At 72.3% G+C, this 19385-nt stretch carries 17 protein-coding genes; 9 read left to right on the top strand and 8 right to left on the bottom strand.

Annotated elements, in window-relative coordinates:
• Window positions 1-38 precede the first annotated feature (38 nt).
• Window positions 39-1160, bottom strand: coding sequence for a pyridoxal-phosphate dependent enzyme (locus OG904_RS09575; RefSeq protein ID WP_405489321.1), 1122 nt, complete (start codon window positions 1158-1160; stop codon window positions 39-41).
• Between the two features lie 222 nt (window positions 1161-1382).
• Between OG904_RS09575 and OG904_RS09570 the strand changes: the two genes are divergently transcribed.
• From OG904_RS09570 to OG904_RS09530, 9 genes are all read left to right on the top strand, one after another.
• Complete coding sequence (locus tag OG904_RS09570; protein ID WP_405489319.1) at window positions 1383-2957, top strand: S8 family peptidase; 1575 nt, start codon at window positions 1383-1385, stop codon at window positions 2955-2957.
• Between the two features lie 197 nt (window positions 2958-3154).
• Window positions 3155-4372, top strand: coding sequence for a DUF4190 domain-containing protein (locus OG904_RS09565; RefSeq protein WP_405489317.1), 1218 nt, complete (start codon window positions 3155-3157; stop codon window positions 4370-4372).
• A 117-nt stretch (window positions 4373-4489) separates the two neighbouring features.
• Window positions 4490-5242, top strand: a complete 753-nt coding sequence (locus tag OG904_RS09560; protein WP_405489315.1) for a GntR family transcriptional regulator — start codon at window positions 4490-4492, stop codon at window positions 5240-5242.
• A 287-nt stretch (window positions 5243-5529) separates the two neighbouring features.
• Complete coding sequence (locus tag OG904_RS09555) at window positions 5530-7215, top strand: purine-cytosine permease family protein (protein ID WP_405489313.1); 1686 nt, start codon at window positions 5530-5532, stop codon at window positions 7213-7215.
• A gap of 160 nt (window positions 7216-7375) precedes the next feature.
• On the top strand, window positions 7376-7579 hold the full coding sequence (locus OG904_RS09550) for an SPOR domain-containing protein (RefSeq protein WP_405489311.1): 204 nt from the start codon (window positions 7376-7378) through the stop codon (window positions 7577-7579).
• Window positions 7580-7620: 41 nt separating this feature from the next.
• Entirely contained in the window at window positions 7621-8070 is a 450-nt protein-coding gene (locus tag OG904_RS09545) for a (deoxy)nucleoside triphosphate pyrophosphohydrolase (RefSeq protein WP_405489309.1), read from the top strand.
• Between the two features lie 167 nt (window positions 8071-8237).
• Window positions 8238-8666 (top strand): ATP-binding protein, encoded by a 429-nt coding sequence (locus tag OG904_RS09540; protein WP_405489307.1) that lies wholly within the window; start codon window positions 8238-8240, stop codon window positions 8664-8666.
• A 149-nt stretch (window positions 8667-8815) separates the two neighbouring features.
• Complete coding sequence (locus OG904_RS09535) at window positions 8816-11452, top strand: SpoIIE family protein phosphatase (RefSeq protein WP_405489305.1); 2637 nt, start codon at window positions 8816-8818, stop codon at window positions 11450-11452.
• A gap of 98 nt (window positions 11453-11550) precedes the next feature.
• Entirely contained in the window at window positions 11551-12219 is a 669-nt protein-coding gene (locus tag OG904_RS09530) for a hypothetical protein (RefSeq protein WP_405489303.1), read from the top strand.
• Between the two features lie 4 nt (window positions 12220-12223).
• Here the strand turns inward: OG904_RS09530 and OG904_RS09525 are convergent, their stop codons facing one another.
• From OG904_RS09525 to OG904_RS09495, 7 genes are all read right to left on the bottom strand, one after another.
• Window positions 12224-12943: a PspA/IM30 family protein gene (locus tag OG904_RS09525; RefSeq protein WP_405489301.1), complete on the bottom strand. Its 720-nt coding sequence runs from the start codon at window positions 12941-12943 to the stop codon at window positions 12224-12226.
• A 40-nt stretch (window positions 12944-12983) separates the two neighbouring features.
• Window positions 12984-15143, bottom strand: coding sequence for a TPM domain-containing protein (locus OG904_RS09520; protein ID WP_405489299.1), 2160 nt, complete (start codon window positions 15141-15143; stop codon window positions 12984-12986).
• Between the two features lie 58 nt (window positions 15144-15201).
• Window positions 15202-15477, bottom strand: coding sequence for a hypothetical protein (locus tag OG904_RS09515; protein ID WP_405489297.1), 276 nt, complete (start codon window positions 15475-15477; stop codon window positions 15202-15204).
• A 36-nt stretch (window positions 15478-15513) separates the two neighbouring features.
• A complete protein-coding gene (locus OG904_RS09510; protein WP_405489295.1) occupies window positions 15514-15765 on the bottom strand; it encodes a hypothetical protein in 252 nt (83 codons plus the stop codon).
• Between the two features lie 85 nt (window positions 15766-15850).
• The gene (locus OG904_RS09505) at window positions 15851-16624 is read right to left on the bottom strand and encodes a succinate dehydrogenase/fumarate reductase iron-sulfur subunit (protein ID WP_405489293.1); all 774 of its coding nucleotides are present in this window, start codon (window positions 16622-16624) and stop codon (window positions 15851-15853) included.
• Window positions 16621-18525 carry a fumarate reductase/succinate dehydrogenase flavoprotein subunit gene (locus OG904_RS09500; RefSeq protein ID WP_405489291.1) on the bottom strand — a complete coding sequence of 635 codons (1905 nt, stop codon included), beginning with the start codon at window positions 18523-18525 and terminating at the stop codon, window positions 16621-16623. The genes OG904_RS09505 and OG904_RS09500 overlap by 4 nt, the downstream gene beginning before the upstream one ends.
• Window positions 18525-19349: a hypothetical protein gene (locus tag OG904_RS09495; protein ID WP_405489290.1), complete on the bottom strand. Its 825-nt coding sequence runs from the start codon at window positions 19347-19349 to the stop codon at window positions 18525-18527. Before OG904_RS09495 ends, OG904_RS09500 begins: the two co-directional genes overlap by 1 nt.
• Window positions 19350-19385 lie beyond the last annotated feature (36 nt).

Raw genomic sequence — 19385 nt, 5'->3', positions numbered from 1 at the left:
GGAGCCTATGTCGTTGGCCCGCACACCCATCGGCCCGCTCAGACCGCGGGCGCCGCCAGGCCCGTCTTGGCGCCCGCCCCGCAGAGCGGGATCACCGCGGTGCGGTCCTGGAGGGGGTTGCCGGCGGCGGTGGGGCCGACCGCGGCCCAGCAGGCGGCGGCCGTGGGTTCCACGAAGAGGCCGCGCCCGGCGAGGTCGAGCTGGGCCGCCCGGACGGCGTCGTCCGTGACGGTCAGGAAGGTGCCGCCGGACTTGCGGACGGCCGCCAGGATCTGGCGGGCCCGCGGCGGGGCCGGGATCGCGATGCCCTCGGCCAGGGTGGGGAGCTGGGGAACGGCTCCGGCGTCCTCGGCGCCCGCGTGGAAGGCGGCGGCCAGCGGGGCCACCGCCGCGGACTGGACGGCGATCAGCGTGGGCGGGCGGACCCCGCGGCGGGCCAGTTCCTCCACCGCCAGTGCGGCCCCGAGCAGCAGCGTGCCGTTGCCGACCGGGACCACCAGCACTTCGGGGAGATGGCCTCCCAGGGCCTCCCAGACCTCGTACACGTACGTCTTCGTGCCGTGCAGGAAGTACGGGTTGAAGACGTGGCTGGCGTAGAACACCCCCGGGAGGTCGGCCGCCTCGCGCGCGGCGGCCGCCGCCGCCTCGCGACCGCCGGGCACCACCCGCACCGCCGCTCCGTGCGCGCGCATCTGCTCGGTCTTCTTCGCCGAGGTGCCCTCCGGCACGAAGACCTCGCACTCCAGCCCGGCCCGTGCGCAGTACGCAGCGAACGCCGTCCCGGCGTTGCCGCTGCTGTCCGCCACCACCCGCCGGGGAGCCAGCCGCCGGGCCAGCTCCGCGAGCATCACCGCGCCCCGGTCCTTGAACGACAGCGTCGGCATCAGGAAGTCGAGCTTGGCGTGCACCCGCTCCGCCAGCGGCACCAGCGGGGTGTTCCCCTCCGCCAGCGTCACGGCGAACGCTCCGGTCAGGGGCAGCGCCGAGCCGTAGCGCCAGAGCGAGTTGGGGCCGGCCGCCGGTTCCAGCGGAGCGTTCGGGTCGGGGGTGAAGTCGAGGTCCCACGGGCCGCCGCAGACCGGGCAGCACCAGGGCGCGGTCCGCGCGTCGGCGCGGGTGCCGTCTTCGGCGCAGACGTAACCGGGCAGTGCGTGGGTCATGTGCGGAGCGCCTTTGCTCGTTCATGGCTGACGTATGGCATGGATGTTACGCGTTCGTTGTCCTCTTGTGGGGAGGCGAGTCGGTGGGTCAACCTTTCGTCAGCGGCGCACCGTTGGGCCGAATTGTTTGTCATGGGCATGCCGAAATTAGCCGTGTCCGGATGGTCCCCCGGAGCCGCCGCGCACCCCCCGCACGCACCACCTACGCAGAGGAACCCCCATATGTCCGTGATGCGTCACACCCGCCGGAGGATCGCCGGCATCGGCGCCACCGCCACACTGGCCCTCGCACTCGGCGCCGCCGCCGCGTTACCCGCCTCGGCGGCCCCGATCGCCCCCCGGGGCGTCATCGAGAACGCCGGCGCCGAGGGCACCGTCTCCGGCAGCTACATCGTGACCCTGAACGACTCGGCCGCCCGTTCCACGGCCGAGAGCGGAAAGACCGTGGCCAAGCGCTACGGCGCGAGGATCGACCGGACCTACAGCGCGGCCCTCAACGGCTACTCCGTCGAGGTCTCCGAGACGCAGGCCAGGAAGCTCGCCGCCGACCCGGCCGTCAAGTCGGTCGTGCAGAACCGCACCTTCACCGTCGACGCCACCCAGCCCAGCCCGCCCTCCTGGGGCCTGGACCGGATCGACCAGCGCGCGCTCCCGCTCGACAGCAGCTACACCTACCCGGACAAGGCCGGCGAGGGCGTGACGGCGTACATCATCGACACCGGAGTGCGCATCACGCACACGGAGTTCGGCGGCCGGGCCTCCTACGGCTACGACGCCATCGACAACGACAACACCGCCCAGGACGGCCACGGACACGGCACCCACGTGGCCGGCACCGTCGCGGGCACCTCGTACGGCGTGGCCAAGAAGGCGAAGATCGTCGGCGTGCGCGTGCTCGACAACAACGGCTCGGGCACGACCGCCCAGGTCGTCGCCGGCATCGACTGGGTGACCGCGCACGCCGTGAAGCCGGCCGTGGCCAACCTCTCGCTCGGCGGCGGCGCGGATTCCGCGCTCGACACCGCCGTGCGCAACTCCATAGCCAGCGGCATCACCTACGGCGTCGCGGCGGGCAACGAGTCCACCGACGCCGGCACCAAGTCCCCGGCCCGCGTGGCCGAGGCGATCACCGTCGGCGCCACGACCAGCACCGACGCCAAGGCGAGCTACTCCAACTACGGCACGATCCTCGACCTGTTCGCCCCCGGATCCGCGATCACCTCCTCGTGGGGCACCGGCGACACCAACACGAACACCATCTCCGGTACCTCGATGGCGACCCCGCACGTCGTCGGCGCGGCCGCGCTCTACCTCGGCGCCAACCCGGCGGCCACCCCGGCCCAGGTCTCCACGGCACTGGTGAACGCGGCCACGCCGAACGTGGTCACCGGCCCCGGCACCGGCTCCCCGCACCGGCTGCTCAACATCGGGACCTCCACCACCCCGCCGAACCCGGGCACCCGCTTCGAGAACACCGCCGACTACGCGGTCAACGACAACGCCACGGTCGAGTCGCCGATCACCGTCAGCGGGATCTCCGGCAACGCCCCGGCCACGCTGAGCGTCCCGGTCGACATCAAGCACACCTACGTCGGTGACCTGAAGGTCGACCTGGTCGCCCCCGACGGCACGGTCTACAACCTGCGCAACCGCGCCGGCGGCAGCGCGGACGACATCATCCAGACCTTCACCGTGAACGCCTCCGCCGAGGTGGCCAACGGCGTGTGGAAGCTGCGGGTCGCCGACCTCGCGAGCGTCGACACCGGCAAGATCGACTCCTGGGCACTCCAGTTCTGATCCGCCTTCCGGGCCGCCTTGCGCGCCGCCCGGTCCGGGTCCGGACCGCCATGTGAAACAGCTGGGCGATGAACCGCGGGGGCGACCGTTTCGACGGTCGCCCCCGCTGCGTACTATTCGCGCATTCGTTCGCGCACCTACTTGAGCGAACGCTTCCGTCGCCGCAGCCGCCACGCCTTGATGGAGCACCCCGACCCGTGAGCAACCAGCCCCCGCACTCCTGGCCGCCGCCCCCGCAGGAGTACGCGTACGGCCCGCCCGTGCTCAACGGCTTCGCGCTCGCCTCCCTGCTCGTCGGGCTGCTCTGCTTCCCGCCCCTCGGAATCGTCTTCGCGATCGTGGCACTCGTGCAGATCGCCAGGAAGGACGAGCGGGGCAGGGCGCTCGCCGTCTGCGGCCTGGTGGTGTCGGTGGTGATGACCGGCGTCCTGTTCCTCGCCGTGGAGCGGGCCGCGGACGGCCTCTTCGAGCGGGCCCGCGCGATGGGGGCGGCGGAGCCGTACGAGGACGTGGCCGGCGAGCTGACCGACAGCGACGAGCTGGGCGTCGGCCAGTGCTTCAACGTCCCCGGCGGGGACCTGCTCGCCGAGGACCCCTTCGTGTACCGGATCGCCTGTACGGAGATCCACGACGCGGAGGTCACCTCCGCGATGTCGCTGAGCGGGCCGCGGTTCCCGGGCGAGGACGAGCTGAAGCAGACGGCGGCGCGGGACTGCTGGCACGCGCAGGACGCGTACGCGATGGACACCTGGGCGCTGCCCCCGTACGCGGAGATGTTCTACTTCGCCCCCTCGCGCGGGAGCTGGGACGAGGGCGACCGGCGGGTCGTGTGCGTGATCGGCACGGCGGAGCAGGAGCACCGGGGCAGCCTGCGCAAGGATGCCGGAATGCTCGATCCCGACCAGGTGACCTTCCTGCACGTGATGAACGAGGCGGACCAGGCGCTCGGGCACGCGCCCGACGCGGGCGTGGACGAGGCGCTGGACGAGTACCGGGCGTGGGCGCGGGAGATGGACGACGCGCTGGCCTCCGAGGCGCGGATGCTGGACGGGGCGACGGAGCGGCCGGGGGTGGCCGGGCCGGCCCGGGCGCAGCGGGACCGGGTGGAGGCGGCGCGGCGGGAGTGGCAGCGGGCGGCGCGCGAGGTGACCGGGGACGGGTTCGTGGACGCGTGGGACCGGGCGCTCGCCGAGATGCCCGTTTCGACGGAGCAGGCGCTGCGCGGGGCGTACGGGCTGTCGACGACGGTTCCCGACTGGCTGGACGGGCACGATGAGGGCGGGACGGGTGGGGCGGCCGAGCCGGGTGGGTCGGGTGAGCCTGGGAGTTCGGGTGGGTCCGGTGGTTCGCCGGAGGAGCCGTTGGTGCAGCCGGCCTCGGCGGCGTCCCCGCGGCATGGGGTGCTGTTCCCGTAACGCGTGGGTTTGAGTGACCTGGCTTCATCACTTCGGGTGAAACTCTGGCCCTTGCTTGCGATGGACAACCGTCGGTTGCCAGGGTGTAGCTGTCTGTCAACCTGATGGGAGTGGCCAGTGACTTTCGGCGAGCAGCCGGCCTATCTGCGCGTCGCCGGGGATCTGCGACGGAAGATCGTCGATGGGTCCCTGCCTCCGCACGCCCGGCTCCCTTCACAGGCCCGGATCCGTGAGGAGTACGGGGTCTCCGACACGGTGGCCCTGGAAGCGCGCAAGGTCCTCATGGCGGAGGGCCTGGTCGAGGGCCGGTCCGGTTCCGGCACCTACGTGCGCGAACAACCCGTCCCGCGGCGCGTCTCCCGCTCCGGCTACCGCACGGGCGGGATCTCGACCCCCTTCCGCCAGGAGCAGGCGGAGGCGGGCGCGCGCGGCACCTGGGACTCGAGCAGCGAACAGGTCGCCGCCCCGGAGGAGGTCGCGAAACGGCTCGGCATCGAGCCCGGCGAGCGGGTGATGCGGACGCGGTACGTCTACCGCGACGCGGGCGAGGCGATGATGCTGTCGACCTCGTGGGAGCCGCTGACGGTGACCGGGCGGACACCGGTGATGCTGCCGGAGGAGGGGCCGCTCGGCGGCGCGGGCGTGGTCGACCGGATGGCCGCGATCGACGTGGTCGTGGACAACGTGGTGGAGGAGGTCGGGGCCCGGCCGGGGCTGGCGGAGGAGAGCGTGCTGCTCGGCGGGGTGCCGGGGCATGTGGTGCTGGTGATCGGGCGCACGTACTTCGCGTCCGGGCGGGCCGTGGAGACCGCGGACGTCGTCGTCCCGGCCGACCGGTACCGCCTGGCGTACCACCTGCCGGTGCGGTGACCCCGAGGCCCGGCTTCCCGGGGCTCCGCCCGGGACCCCGGGCCTCGGGTGACGCTGCCGCTGAGGTGACCCCGAGGCCCGGCTTCCCGGGGCTCCGCCCCGGACCCCGCGCCTCGATCGCCGGCGGGGCCGGATCCGGCCGGCCCCCGGGACCGGCGCCGCACCGGTAGGCGGACAGTGGGGTCCGGGGGGTGTAACCCCGCCGTGACGCGGGGGCCGGGGGTGTAACCGCCGGGCAATGCCCGAGGGCGCGGGGCCGTCACGTGCGGGGCCTACCTTCCGACGGTATGACCGATACCTTCGCCCCCGCCCCTGCCCCCGCGCCGCCCCGCAGGAGCTACGCCAAGCTCGCCGCCGACGAGAGCCGCGAGGACTACTCGCTCAGGTACGCGCCCCACTCCTTCCGCCGTTGGGGCCCAGCCACGGTCGCCGGCACGGCGCTCGGCGGGATCGCCTACCTCGCCGACTTCGCCATCGGCGCCTCCATCGTCTTCGCCTACGGATTCACCAGCGGGGCCGCCGCGATCCTGGCGGCCGCCGTCGTGATCTTCCTGACCGGGATCCCCATCGCCCGCGCGTGCGCCAAGTACGGCCTGGACATGGACCTGGTCACCCGGGGCGCGGGCTTCGGGTACTTCGGCTCCACCCTCACCTCCCTCATCTACGCCTCCTTCACCTTCATCTTCTTCGCCCTCGAAGGGTCGATCATGGCCCAGGCCATGCACCAGGCCGTCGGGCTGCCGGTGCAGATCGGGTACCTCCTCACCACCCTCGTGGTCATCCCGATCGTCTTCAAGGGCATGGGCGCCCTCGCCAAGGTGCAGGCCTGGACCCAGCCGATCTGGCTGATCGGGCTGGTCCTGCCCTTCCTCGTGCTCGCCTTCAAGGCCCCCGACGCCTGGGGCGCCTTCGCGCACTTCGGCGGGACGGAGGGGGCCGGCTCCGGCTTCTCCTGGATCGGCTTCGGATTCGGCACCGGCATAGCGCTCTCGCTCATCGCGCAGATCGGCGAGCAGGCCGACTACCTGCGGTTCATGCCCGCCAAGACCCCGGCCAACAGCCGCCGCTGGAACCTCGCCGTGCTCGCCGCCGGCCCCGGCTGGGTGATCATCGGCGCGGCCAAGCAGCTCGGCGGGGCCTTCCTCGCCTTCGTCGCCCTGGAGGCGGTGGGCAAGACCCACGCGCTGGAGCCGATCGCCCCGCAGCTGGAGGCGCTGCGCCCGTGGCTCGGCAGCCTCGCGCTGCCCGTCGCCGCCCTGTTCGTCGTCGTATCGCAGATCAAGATCAACGTCACGAACGCCTACAGCGGTTCGCTGTCCTGGTCGAACTTCTTCTCCCGCGTCACCCACCGCCACCCCGGCCGGGTCTGGTACATCTTCCTCAACCTCGGCATCGCGCTGACGCTGATGGAACTGAACATGTTCTCGATGCTCGGCAAGCTGCTGGGCTTCTACTCCAACGTCGGCATCGCCTGGATCGTCGCCGTGGCCGCCGACCTCGTGATCAACAAGCGGCTCGGACTCAGCCCGCCTTACATCGAGTTCAAGCGCGCCTACCTCTACTCCGTCAACCCGGCGGGTTTCGGTTCGATGGTGATCGCCTCCACCGTCTCGATCCTCGCCTTCTTCGGTCTTTTCGGGACGTACGCCGAGGCCTTCTCCACGTTCATCGCGGCCGGACTCGCGCTCGTCCTCTGCCCGTTGATCGCGTGGGCGACGAAGGGGAAGTACTACCTGGCCAGGCCGAACACGGTCAACGGCCCCGGCGTGGAGGTCGGGGACGTCACCGCCACGCATCTCTGCTCCGTCTGCGAGAGCGCGTACGAGCTCCCCGACATCGCCGACTGCCCCGTCCAGTCCGGCCCGATCTGCTCGCTCTGTTGTTCCCTCGACGCGACCTGCGGGGACGTCTGCCGCAAGGCGTCCCCGGGCGGGGCCGTGATTCTGCCGCTGCCCACCGTGCGCGGGGTCTGAACCGGCGCGCACGGCCCACTCGTACGCATGGCCGGATGCGTACGCCTGCGAGGTACCTCTTCGTGAAAAACCGTATCCGCTGAGTAAAGGTCGGGCGTAGGCTCGGGCATATGCGCAATGCGGTTTCCCGGGCAGGTACGTCGGCGGAGGGTGAGACGCGATGAACGACAGCGGTGCCCTGCTCCCGTGGCTGGTCATACGTGAGGACGACAACGGCAACCGCTACCGGGTGGGCCGGTACTCCACCCGCGGCGAGGCCCAGAAGGTCGCCGACAGCCTCGAGAGCAGAGGGCGCAAGCAGCTGTACTGGATCGAGCGGCTCGGTCAGGGCAGCACCACCAGCCCGACCGTCACCAAGAACTGAGCCGCGCGGCACTCCCGCCGCGACTGCCATAGGCTCCGCCCATGACTGTACGAGTGGTCGTGGGCGGAGCCCTTTGTCATGAGGGGCGCCTGCTGGCGGCCCGCCGCAGCGCGCCCCCGGAGCTCGCCGGCCGCTGGGAGCTCCCGGGCGGCAAGGCCGAGCCGGGCGAATCGGTGCCCGAGGCGCTGGTGCGCGAACTGCGCGAGGAGCTCGGCGTCGAGACCGAGGCGCTGGAGCGGATCCCGGGGGAGTGGCCGCTGAAGCCCGGACTCGTCCTGCAGGTGTGGACGGCCCGGCTGCTGTCGGGCGACCCGCTCCCGCTGGAGGACCACGACGAACTGCGCTGGCTCGGGCCCGGGGAGCTGGACTCGGTGGACTGGCTCGACCAGGACCGCCCGGCCGTCGCCGAGGTGGGGCGCCGGCTGGGCTCCGGGCTGAGCTCCGCGCCGCGCTCCGAGCTGCGCTCCGACGGTGCGCGAAGGGGCGCGTGACGCGCACGCCGTAGGCCGTCTGCGCCGCAGTGCGCCGGTCCGTGGGTGACCGAGTGGTACGACGCCCCGAATATCGGGTATGTCGCTATTAATCCCTATCTCGTACTTGTACACGAGGTTCTGTTCTCCCTGTCGAACCGGACTGGGGTCGCCAGCCGGCCCGGGAAGTGATCGGCGTGATCGACACAGACGGTGAATGCGCCGAGTGGGCCTTTCCTGCCGAACCGGGGGCCGTTCGCACCGCCCGCCACGCGGTGCGCGGGGCCCTGCGCGAGTGGGGCCTCGACTCCGTCGGGGACGTCACCGTCCTGCTGGTCAGCGAGCTGGTCACCAACTCGCTGCGCTATGCCTCCGGCCCCATCGGGGTCCGTCTCGTACGGCGCAATCCAGCCGTCGCGGATGCCACCCCGGGTCCGGCACTTCTCGTGGAGGTTTCGGATCCGCTTCCGGATCCGCCCCTCGCGCGCACCGCCGAGCCCGATGACGAGGGTGGCCGGGGGCTGCATCTGGTGGCGGTCTCGGCGCAGCGCTGGGGGACCCGGCACGGGAAGTCGGGCAAGACCGTGTGGTTCGAATTGGCTCTTCCTGGTGAGTAACAAGGTGAGGGGCAGTCGACCGGCACACGGCTTGGCCGGAAAACAACGGGATCCTTTTGTGATCGCGAAGGTCGTGTCGTAGAGCGCCGTGGTGCTGAATACTTCGGTCATGGCCGGTCCGGTTGCGGTGAGCTGGAGGGGACGGTCGCGTGAGCGAGATACCTGTACAGGCACATCAGGCCCGTGCGTCCGGGGAGGCGTCCGGGGACACCTGGCACGACTCCCTGTGGCACAGCAGCCCGCCTGGCTCGATATATGACTACATAAAGGTCGCTTCCTTCTCGATCGGTCCGGACGGGCTGATCGACCAATGGAGTCTGCGCGCCGAGGAGATCTTCGGGCTGACCGCGGTGCAAGCCGTCGGCCGCGACCCGGTCGACGCCTTCATGCCCCCGGAGCTCCGGGCCGGCGGGCACCGCCGGGTGGCCGAGATTCTCGACGGCAAGGAGTGGACCGGCCTGATCCCCTTCCGGATCCCCGGCGGCGACGGTGCGCACGGGGTGGCTGAGATCTATGTGATGCCCACCCAGACCGAATCCGCCGAGCGGGCCGCGCTCTGCGTCGTGGTCGACGTACGGGCGCTGCGGCGGATCGAATCCGATCTGGCGGCCTCGCAGGCGATATTCGGTCAATCACCCTTCGGGTTCCTGCTCTTCGGCACCGACCTCACCGTGCAGCGCGCCAACCGCCGCTTCGCGACCGTCTTCGGCGGCGCCGCCGAGGAACACCGCGGCCGCACCGTCCACGACTACCTGCCCCCGCACGAGGCCGACCGGATGGCCGAGGCGCTGCGCAGGGTCCTGGAGACCGGCGAATCGGTCAACGACCTCCAGATCACCGGCGCCGCCCCCGGCAGCCGGGAGAACCGCCACTGGTCCATCAACCTCTACCGCGTCCACGGCGGCACGGGCCGCCCCGTCGGCGTCGCCGGCCTCGGCATCGACGTGACCCGCCGCCACCTCGCCGCCCGCGAGGCCGCCGGGGTCCGGCGCAACCTGGCCCTGCTCAACGAGGCCGGACACCGCATCGGCAACTCCCTGGACCTGGAGACCACCGCCCGCGAACTCCTCGACGTCACCGTCCCGGGCTTCTGCGACCTGGCCGCCGTCGACCTCTACCAGGGGCTGCTCCTGGGCGACGACGACCGCCCGGCCCGCCCCCAGGGCCCCGGGCTGCCCAGCCTCCCCGGCCAGGGCACGGGACGCGCGCCCTCGGCGCCGCTGCGGCGGGTCGCCTTCGCCTCGGCGGTGTCGGACGCGCCGCTGTCGGGTCCCGGCGCGCTGGTCTCCGTAGGGGAGATCCACCGCTATCCGGCCGGATCGCCGGGCGCGCTCGCGCTGCGCACGGCGCGGCCGCGGCTGGTGGAGGGCGGCGGACCGGAGTCCGGCGACCTCGTCCAGTCCACGCTCGTCGTCCCGCTGGTCGCGCACGACACGGTGGTCGGGCTCGCGCAGTTCTCCCGCACGAAGGGCAGCGAGCCCTTCGGCGAACGCGACCGGGCGGTCGCGGTGGAGCTCGCCGCGCGGGCGGCCGTGTGCATCGACAACGCACGGCTCTACCGGCGCGAGCACGAGCGCGCGCTGATACTGCAGCGAAGCCTGCTGCCCCCCGGCGACCCGGAGGCCGCCGGACTCGACATCGCCTGCCGCTACCTGCCCGGGAACGCGGCCACCGAGGTCGGCGGCGACTGGTTCGACGTCATCGAGCTGCCCGGCCACCGCACGGCCCTGGTCGTCGGCGACGTCATGGGCCGGGGACTGCGCGCGGCCGTGGCCATGGGCGAACTGCGCACCGCGGTACGGACGCTCGCGCTGCTGGACCTGGAACCGGCCGAGGTGCTGACCGCGCTCGACGAGATCGCCCGGGGCCTCGGGGCGCCCGGCGGCTCCCAGCAGGCGTCACGGGCCGCGCTGCACTCGCGGGACGCCGACCGCTCGGAGGTCTACCTCGCGACGTGCGTCTACGCCGTCTACGACCCGGTGACGCGCCGCTGCACCATAGCCAACGCGGGCCACATGCCGCCCGTGCTGGTGGAACCGGTGGAGGAGGGCGCCCGGCCGAGGCCCGGACTGCTGCTGGAGATCCCGACCGGGATGCCGCTGGGCGTGGGCGGGGAACCCTTCGAGGAGGTCGAGGTGGAACTGCCCGAGGGGGCCCTGCTCGCCCTGTACACCGACGGCCTGGTCGAATCGCGGGACCACCCGCTGGACGAAGGCCTGCGTGGCCTGCGCGACGCGCTGGCGGACCCCGGCCGGCCGCTGGAGGAGGTCTGCGACCACGTCCTGAACACCCTGGACACCCGGCACGGCGAGGACGACATCGCCCTGCTCATGGCCCGGGTCCAGGGCCTCCCGGTGGACGCGGTCGGCGACTGGCAGCTGCCGCGCGAGGCCCGCTCGGTGGGCCGGGCGCGCGAGCTGGCCCGGGCGAAGCTGCCCGCGTGGGGCCTGGAGGGGCTGCTGGACACCACGGAACTGCTGGTCAGCGAGCTCGTCACCAATGCCCTGCGGTACGGCGAGGGCGAGATCAGGCTGCGCCTCCTGCTGGACCGGACCCTCGTCTGCGAGGTCTGGGACGCCAACCTGGTCCAGCCCCGCCGCCGCCGCGCGCGCGATACGGACGAGGGCGGCCGCGGCCTCCAGCTGGTCGGCCTGCTCTCGGCGGGCTGGGGCACCCGCCGCACCCACCGGGGCAAGACGGTCTGGTTCGAACTCCCGCTGCCGGGCGCGGTGGCGGAGTCGCTGACGGAACTCTCGGCGGAGCAGCTGCTGAGCATGTACGGGTAGGGGATCCGTCGGGGCGCGGGGCGCGGGGCGCGGGGCGCGGGGCGCGGGGCGCGGGGCGTACGGGTCGTACGGGTCGGGCAAGGAACGGGGATGCGGGAATGAGTACGGGCCGGTGGATCTGGGCTGCCCTGTGGCGGTACGTCGTGACCGCGTTCGTCGGAGTGGGGGCCGTGGTGGCCGTGGTGGCCGCTGCCGAGTCGGGGGTCAGGGTCAGGATCCTGGACTTCGAGTTGGCGCTGCGGGTGTTGGCGGTGGCGGTGCCGCTGTTGACGGTCGCGACCATGGCCGTGATCCTCCCGCTGGCCGGCCGCCGCTTCGAGCCGCCGACCGGCGGCCCCCTGCGGATCCGGGGCGGCTGGATGGTGGTGCTCCCGCTGGTCCCGGCGCTGCCGATGCTCCTGTTCGTCCCGCACCTGTACCTGATCCTGCTGGCCGCGCAGCTCGGCTACGTGATCCTGGTGCTGCCCCGCCAGGACTCCCGCGCCACGGCCGAGCTCCTGCGCCTGCTCGCCGACCCGGAGGTCCCGGCCGGGCAACGGGCCGGGATCGCCCAAGCCGTGGGCACGATGCGCACCCGACCCGTCGTGGAGTCCCTGATGGGCGCCGCCGTCGACCGGGACCTGGAGGTGGCCGACGCGGCGCGGGAGAGCCTCTACGGGATCTGGCGGCGCAACGGGGTCGTCGGCGAGGACCTGGTGCTGCGCCTTCCCGAGGAGGGCCGGGAACGGATCCAGGCCCTCGGCGTCCGGGTCCGCATCCCCTGGTGAGCCGTCAGGCGGCCCTGCCCGCCTTCAGGGCGGCCAGCCGGGCCTCGATCTCCGAGGTCTTGCCGAGGTCGTCCAGGGACTCGAACTGGGCGTCCAGGGAGGAAGCGGCCAGTTCCTGCTTGCCCAGGGCCATGGCCTCCTCGCGGCGGACCTTCTCCTCGAAGCGGTTGAGGTCGCTCGTCGGGTCCATCACGTCGATGTTCTTGACCGCGTCCATCATCGTGTTCTGCGCCTGCGCGGTCTTGGCCCGCGAGACCAACTCGTCGCGCTTCGCCGTCAGCTCCGTCAGCTTGGTCCTCATCGAGTCCAGGCCGGACTTGAGTTTGTCGACCACCTCGGTCTGGGCGGCGATCGTCGGCTCGGCCGTCGTCGCCTCCTTCTCCGACTGCATCTGGCGGCCGAGGGCGACCTTCGCGAGGTTGTCGAACTTGTCCGCGTCGGCGGCGGATCCCGACGTGCGCAGCTCGTCCGCCTTCTTGCTCGCCGCGAGGGCCTTGCCGCCCCAGTCCGCGGCCGCCTCCACGTCCTCCTTGTGGTCCGCCTCCAGCATCCGCAGATTGCCGATCGTGGTGGCCACGGCCTGCTCCGCCTCGGAGATGTTGTTCGTGTAGTCGCGGATCAGCTGGTCCAGCATCTTCTGCGGGTCCTCCGCCTGGTCCAGCAAGGCGTTGATGTTGGCCTTGGCGAGCTGGGTGACGCGGCCGAGGATGGTCTGCTTGCTCATGTCCATGTCTCCTTGGGGAGGAAGGTGAAGTGAGGGAGGGTCAGAAGCGGCCGCCGCCGCCCATGCGGCCGCGGGTTCCGCCGCCGCCGAAGGAGCCGGGACCGCTGCCGCCGCCCCCGCCGAAACCGCCGCCGAAGCCGCCGCCCCCGCCCCCGCCCCCGCCGAAGCCGCCTCCGCCCCGGCCCCGGCCGCCGTTCAGGATTTCGCCGAGGATGATCCCGCCGAGCACCGCGCCGCTCATGCCGCCGCCCTGCTGCCGGCCGCCACCGCCGTACGGGTTCTGGTACCCCCTCACGTCCTGCTCGGCCAGCTGCTGCGCCTGGCGCGCGAGCGAGTCCGCCTGCTGGGCCTCGGCGAGGGCGCCCGCCGGGTCCGGACCCGACAGGGAGGCGGACCGCTCCAGGTGGCGCTGCGCCTCCGCCAGCCGGGTGCGGGCCTGACTGCCCACCGCGCCCCGGCTGGTGGTGATGTAGTCCGCGGCCGCGCCGATCGCGCTGCGGGCCGTGAGCTGGGCCTGGTCGAGCAGGGCCGCCGCCCGCTGGCGGCCCGATTCGCGCTCGCGGGCCCCGGCCAGCGCCTCGTCGAGGGCCGAGTCGGCCTCCTCCACGCGGCGCAGGGCGTCCAGCGGGTCGTACCGGCCGGCGCCCTGCTCCTGCCGTACGTCGGCCAGTACCGCCTCCGCCCGGCTGATCCGGCCGCGCAGATCGGCGGTGGAGGTGCCCTCGGTGGTGCCGGTCAGCAGTCCGCGCGCGTCGGCGAGGTCGGTGTCCGTCTCGTTCAGCGCGCCCGTCAGCTTCCCGGCGGCCTCCGCGAGCTCCTGCGCACGCCGCTCCACCGCGTCGACCAGGGTCGTCGCCTGGTCCACGGCGCCCTCGGCGGCCCGGACGTGCACGGCGGCCCGGCCGTTGTCGCCGGCGACGAGCGCGGCCCGGGCCTCGCCGAGGCTGGTCGTCGCGAACAGCAGCCGGTCCTTGGCCTGTTCGGGGTTGGAGGCCACCGGCGCGGACGCGGAGTCCGCGTACTGGCGGCCGAGCGCCGTGAGGGTCGCCTCCGCCGTCGTCGTACGGCCCGTCAGCTCGCGGAAGTGGACCTCCACCGTCGCGAGTGCCTGCGGCGCGTTCTTCTCCAGGTCCCGCAGCCGGTCGAAGTCCGCCGTCTCGGCGTCGAGCCGCCGGCTCGCCTCCGTGCAGCGGGCCACGATCTCGTCCAGCATCCGGCGCCGGGTGGCGTCGTCCTCCGGGTAGGCGTCGTCGAGCTGCTGGCGCAGCCGGAACGCGGCCGTCAGCTCGCCCTTCCCGTACTCCACGGCCGCCGTGAAGGCCGCCACCGCCTCCTCGCCGAACTGGGCGGTGGCGAAGCCGAGTTCCTCGGTGCTGGTGCGGATCGCGTCATCGGTCCCCACCAGCAGGGCCTTGGCCTTCGCGTCCAGCTCCGGCAGCGCGAGCGGCGCGGGCGGGGTGTCCTGCCCGGACCAGCCGGTGGTCTTCGGGCCGCCGCCGCTGCCGCTCGCGTTCCTGCGCTTGCGGCGGGTGTACGCGTACGCCCCGAGGGCGCCGGCCGCGCCGACCGCGACCACCGGGAGGACGAAGTCCCCGACGCCGCTCTCACCGCTCGCCGAGGCGCCGCCGGGGTCGGCCTCGCCGGGGGTGATCGTGGGCACCGGCACGGGCAGCCCGCCCAGGACCGCGCCGTAGCCGTTGGCGGCGCCGATCGCGGCGCCCGCCCAGTCGTTCTCCTTCAGGGCGGGCTCGATGGCGGTCCGCGCGACCGCCGCGAGCTGCTCCGCGGTGAAACCGGACGCGGAATCGGCCGAATAGGCGTACTGCCGGGCCCCGGTGCCGACGGCCAGCAGGACGTCGTTCTGGCCGAGGCCGTTCTTCTGGGCGGTGGCGTCGGCCCAGCTCTGCGCGGAGCGTCCGGAGAAGTCACGGACGTAGGTGACGAAGAGCTGGATCTTCCGGTCGGCGTACAGCTTGTCCAGCGCGGCCGTGACGGCGGCCTTGCGGTCGCCCAGGGCGCCCACGCGGTCGGTGATCTGCCCCTGCGCGGACAGGGTGACGGGGTCGTCGGCCCGGGCGGGCGGGGCGGTGGCCGTCGACCAGCCGGTGAGCGCGAGGAGCGCGGCGGCGAGGGCGAGGGCGGTCCGGGCGGGTATTCCGGGGGTGGGGCGTCTCTTCGTCCTGCTTCTCGGCGGAGTCACATTTGGGAGGGTATGGGGGCTTCTGTGCCCCCGCACCCGGAGACCGGCGGGCCTCCGGCTACGGCAGGGCGTACGCCGTGAGGGCGGGGTGGGGGAGGAGGAGGTGCTCGCCGATCAGGAGGGCGTCGCCGGCCGCCGGGGGCGGAGGGTCCCACTGGCGGACGGATTTGCCCGTCGCCGGGTCCAGGACGGTGACGAAGGGATCCGCGGCGCGCTTGAGGAGGCCGCGGCGGCCGCCGCGCCGGACCTCCACGTACAGGCCGCGTCCCGCCGCACTTCGACGTAGACCGTGGCGGCGTCGGCCGCGCAGGTCACCAGCAGCTCGTGCGGCCACCAGGCGCACGCTGACACAGTCGGAGCACTCAACGTCCTACGGGCCGGGCTGGTCCGTCGCGCCGCCAACACGGCATGGCGAGAAGCCCCCGGACTCGTCCGGAGGAGGAGTCACCACGATGAGGAGCCGCCCGTGGGCGACCACCTCGTCGTTCGTGGCCGCCTCCAGCAGCACCTTCACCGCCACGGCCCGCTCGAGCGCCGTGTCGTGCGCCCGCCACACCTCACCCATGCCGCCCTGGCCGAGCCGCTGGTCGAGGCGGTACCGGCCCGCCAGCTGATCCCCCACCCGCACCGCGAAAGCCCCCTGACATCACGTCAACGACGTTGATACAGGGGGCATTCTGCACTGCGAAGTGAACGGATGGGGGCGGCTACCGGCCGGAACGGCGTCCGATCTTGTTCCCCAGCCACACCAGGGGGTCGTACTTGCGGTCCACGGCCCGTTCCTTCAGCGGGATCAGGGCGTTGTCTGTGATCTTGATCCCTTCGGGGCAGACCTCCGTGCAGCACTTGGTGATGTTGCAGTAGCCGAGCCCGTGCTCCTCCTGGGCCGTGCGCTTGCGGTCCAGGCCCGCCTCCTGCGCCGCGTCCAGCGGGTGCATGTCCAGCTCCGCCACCCGCATCAGGAATCGGGGGCCCGCGAAGGCGGTCTTGTTCTCCTCGTGGTCGCGCACCACGTGGCAGGTGTCCTGGCACAGGAAGCACTCGATGCACTTCCTGAACTCCTGCGAACGCTCCACGTCCACCTGCTGCATCCGGTACTCGCCCGGCGCGACCCCGGCGGGCGGCACGAAGGCCGGAATCTCGCGCGCCTTCCGGTAGTTGAAGGACACGTCCGTCACCAGGTCGCGGACCACGGGGAAGGCCCGCAGCGGGGTCACGGTGATCGTCTCCTCGCGGGAGAAGGTCGACATCCGCGTCATGCACATCAGCCGCGGCCGTCCGTTGACCTCCGCACTGCACGAACCGCACTTGCCCGCCTTGCAGTTCCACCTCACCGCGAGGTCCGAGGCCTGGGTGGCCTGGAGGCGGTGGACGATGTCCAGGACCACCTCCCCGTCGTTCACCTCCACGGTGAAGTCGCGCAGCTCGCCGCCCTCCGCGTCGCCCCGCCAGATCCGGAACGCGGCATCGTAGGTAGTCACCCGTAGAGCTCCTCTTCGGCGAGGTACTTGACCAGCTCTTCCTTCTCGAAGAGTGCGAGCAGGTCGGGTCGGATGGGATCGGTGCGCACCCGGGTCAGCTCGATCCGGTCCGCCGCCGGGTCCCCGGGGGCCGGGTCGACGGGCCGGCACAGCAGGTTCACCGGGCGCCAGGACCGTTCCATCGCCGGGCAGTCCTCGCGGGTGTGCCCGCCCCGGCTCTCGGTGCGCTCCAGGGCCGCACGGGCCACGCACTCGCTGACCAGCAGCATGTTGCGCAGGTCCAGGGCCAGGTGCCAGCCCGGGTTGAACTGCCGGTGGCCCTCGACCCCGGCGCGCGAGGCCCGTACGCGCAGGGCCGCGAGCTTCCCGAGCGCCTCGGCCATCTCGCCCTCGCGGCGGATGATGCCGACGAGGTCGTTCATGGTCGTCTGGAGCTCCTGGTGGAGGGTGTACGGGTTCTCCGCGCCCTCGGCGGCATGGAACGGCGCCAGCGCCTCCGCCGCTGCCTCGTCCACCCGGTCCTGGTCCACGACCGGCAGCCGGCCCGCCTCCCCGGCCGCGTACCGCGCGGCGTGCAGTCCGGCCCGGCGGCCGAAGACCAGCAGGTCGGAGAGGGAGTTCCCGCCGAGCCGGTTCGAGCCGTGCATCCCGCCCGCGACCTCGCCGGCGGCGAACAGCCCCGGCACCCCGAGGGTGGCGGCGGTGTCGGACTCCACCGCGATGCCGCCCATCACGTAGTGGCAGGTCGGGCCCACCTCCATCGGCTCGGCGGTGATGTCCACGTCCGCCAGCTCCTTGAACTGGTGGTACATCGACGGGAGCCGCCGCTTGATCCTCTCGGCCGGCATCCGGGTGGACACGTCGAGGAAGACCCCGCCGTGCGGGGAGCCGCGCCCCGCCTTGACCTCGGAGTTGATGGCGCGGGCCACCTCGTCGCGGGGGAGCAGCTCGGGCGGGCGCCGGTTGTGGTCCGGGTCCTCGTACCAGCGGTCGCCCTCCTCCTCGGACTCCGCGTACTTCTCCTTGAAGACGTCCGGGACGTAGTCGAACATGAACCGCTTGCCCTCGCTGTTGCGCAGCACCCCGCCGTCGCCGCGCACCGACTCGGTGACGAGGATGCCCTTCACCGAGGGCGGCCAGACCATGCCGGTCGGGTGGAACTGCACGAACTCCATGTTCAGCAGCGGGGCCCCGGCGAGCAGGGCCAGCGCGTGGCCGTCGCCGGTGTACTCCCACGAGTTGGACGTGGTCTTGAAGGACTTGCCGATCCCGCCCGTGGCCAGCACCACCGCCGGGGCCTCCAGGACGAAGAACCGCCCGGTCTCGCGCTCGTAGCAGAAGGTCCCCGAGACCCGCTCGCCGTCCTTCAGCACCCTGGTGACGGTGCACTCCTGGAAGACCTTGAGCCGGGCCTCGTGGTCCCCGTGCTCCTTGAAGTCCTCCTGCTGGAGCTGGACGATCTTCTGCTGGAGGGTGCGGATCAGCTCCAGACCGGTCCGGTCGCCGACGTGCGCGAGGCGCGGGTACTCGTGCCCGCCGAAGTTGCGCTGCGATATCCGCCCGTCGGGCGTCCGGTCGAAGAGCGCACCCCAGGTCTCCAGCTCCCAGACCCGGTCCGGGGCCTCCTTGGCGTGCAGCTCGGCCATCCGCCACTGGTTGAGGAACTTGCCGCCGCGCATCGTGTCGCGGAAGTGCACCTGCCAGTTGTCGCCCTCGTTGACGTTGCCCATGGAGGCGGCGATGCCGCCCTCCGCCATCACGGTGTGGGCCTTGCCGAAGAGGGACTTGCAGATCACGGCCGTACGGGCACCCCGCTCCCGCGCCTCGATCGCGGCCCGCAATCCGGCGCCGCCCGCGCCGACCACGACCACGTCCCACTGCTGCCGTTCCACTTGAGCCATTAAAAGATCCTCGGGTCGGTGAAGGCGCCGCTGGCCACCAGGTACACGTAGAAGTCGCAGGCGGCCACGCTGATCAGCGAGGCCCACGCCAGCTGCATGTGACGGGAGTTGAGGCGGCTGATCCAGCCCCACAGGCGGTAGCGGACCGGGTGCTTGGAGAAGTGCTTCAGGCGGCCGCCCATGATGTGCCGGCAGGAGTGGCAGGACAGGGTGTACGCCCAGATCAGCACGATGTTGGTGACGAACAGCAGAGTCCCGAGGCCCATGTGGCCCCATTCGTACCGGTCGTTGCGGAAGGTCAGCACCGTGTCGTACGTGAGGATGCCCGCCACCGGCACCGCCGCGTAGAAGAAGTACCGGTGCATGTTCTGGAAGACCAGCGGGAAGCGCGTCTCGCCGCTGTACGAGGAGTGCGGCTCGGCGACGGCGCAGGCGGGCGGTGAGGCCCAGAAGCCCCGGTAGTAGGCCTTGCGGTAGTAGTAGCAGGTCAGCCGGAAGCCGAGCGGGAAGATCAGGATCAGCAGGGCGGGGGACAGGCCCCACCAGCTGCCGAACAGGTCGAGGTTCGGGCCGCCGCGCATCTCCTGGCAGTTCTCCGCGAGACACGGGGAGTAGAACGGCGAGACGTACGGGGCCGCGTAGTAGTCGGCGTTGGCGAAGGCCCGCCAGGTCGAGTAGAGGATGAAGGCGAGCAGCCCGGCCGCGGTGCCGGCGGGCGAGAGCCACCACCGGTCGGTCCGCAGGTGCCGGGCTGCGATCGCGGCCCGCGAGGCGTCGTGGACGCCGGCGGGCCGCTGTGATGGTGGTTGGGTGCCTGTGGCCAAGGGGGACTCCGGGTGGAGTGATGAGGGGTGGCCCAG

The organism is Streptomyces sp. NBC_00096 (genome assembly GCF_045041305.1).
GTDB lineage: Bacteria > Actinomycetota > Actinomycetes > Streptomycetales > Streptomycetaceae > Streptomyces.
Note: the sequence above shows the minus strand (reverse complement) of the source record. Positions and strands in the feature narration are given on the sequence as shown.

Coding starts and splice junctions, on each gene's coding strand:
- OG904_RS09555 (WP_405489313.1), top strand. CDS start 5,530: ATGACCGATACCTTCGCCCCCGCCCCTGCCCCCGCGCCGCCCCGCAGG.
- OG904_RS09575 (WP_405489321.1), bottom strand. CDS start 1,160: ATGACCCACGCACTGCCCGGTTACGTCTGCGCCGAAGACGGCACCCGC.
- OG904_RS09570 (WP_405489319.1), top strand. CDS start 1,383: ATGTCCGTGATGCGTCACACCCGCCGGAGGATCGCCGGCATCGGCGCC.
- OG904_RS09530 (WP_405489303.1), top strand. CDS start 11,551: ATGAGTACGGGCCGGTGGATCTGGGCTGCCCTGTGGCGGTACGTCGTG.
- OG904_RS09545 (WP_405489309.1), top strand. CDS start 7,621: ATGACTGTACGAGTGGTCGTGGGCGGAGCCCTTTGTCATGAGGGGCGC.
- OG904_RS09525 (WP_405489301.1), bottom strand. CDS start 12,943: ATGAGCAAGCAGACCATCCTCGGCCGCGTCACCCAGCTCGCCAAGGCC.
- OG904_RS09550 (WP_405489311.1), top strand. CDS start 7,376: ATGAACGACAGCGGTGCCCTGCTCCCGTGGCTGGTCATACGTGAGGAC.
- OG904_RS09500 (WP_405489291.1), bottom strand. CDS start 18,525: ATGGCTCAAGTGGAACGGCAGCAGTGGGACGTGGTCGTGGTCGGCGCG.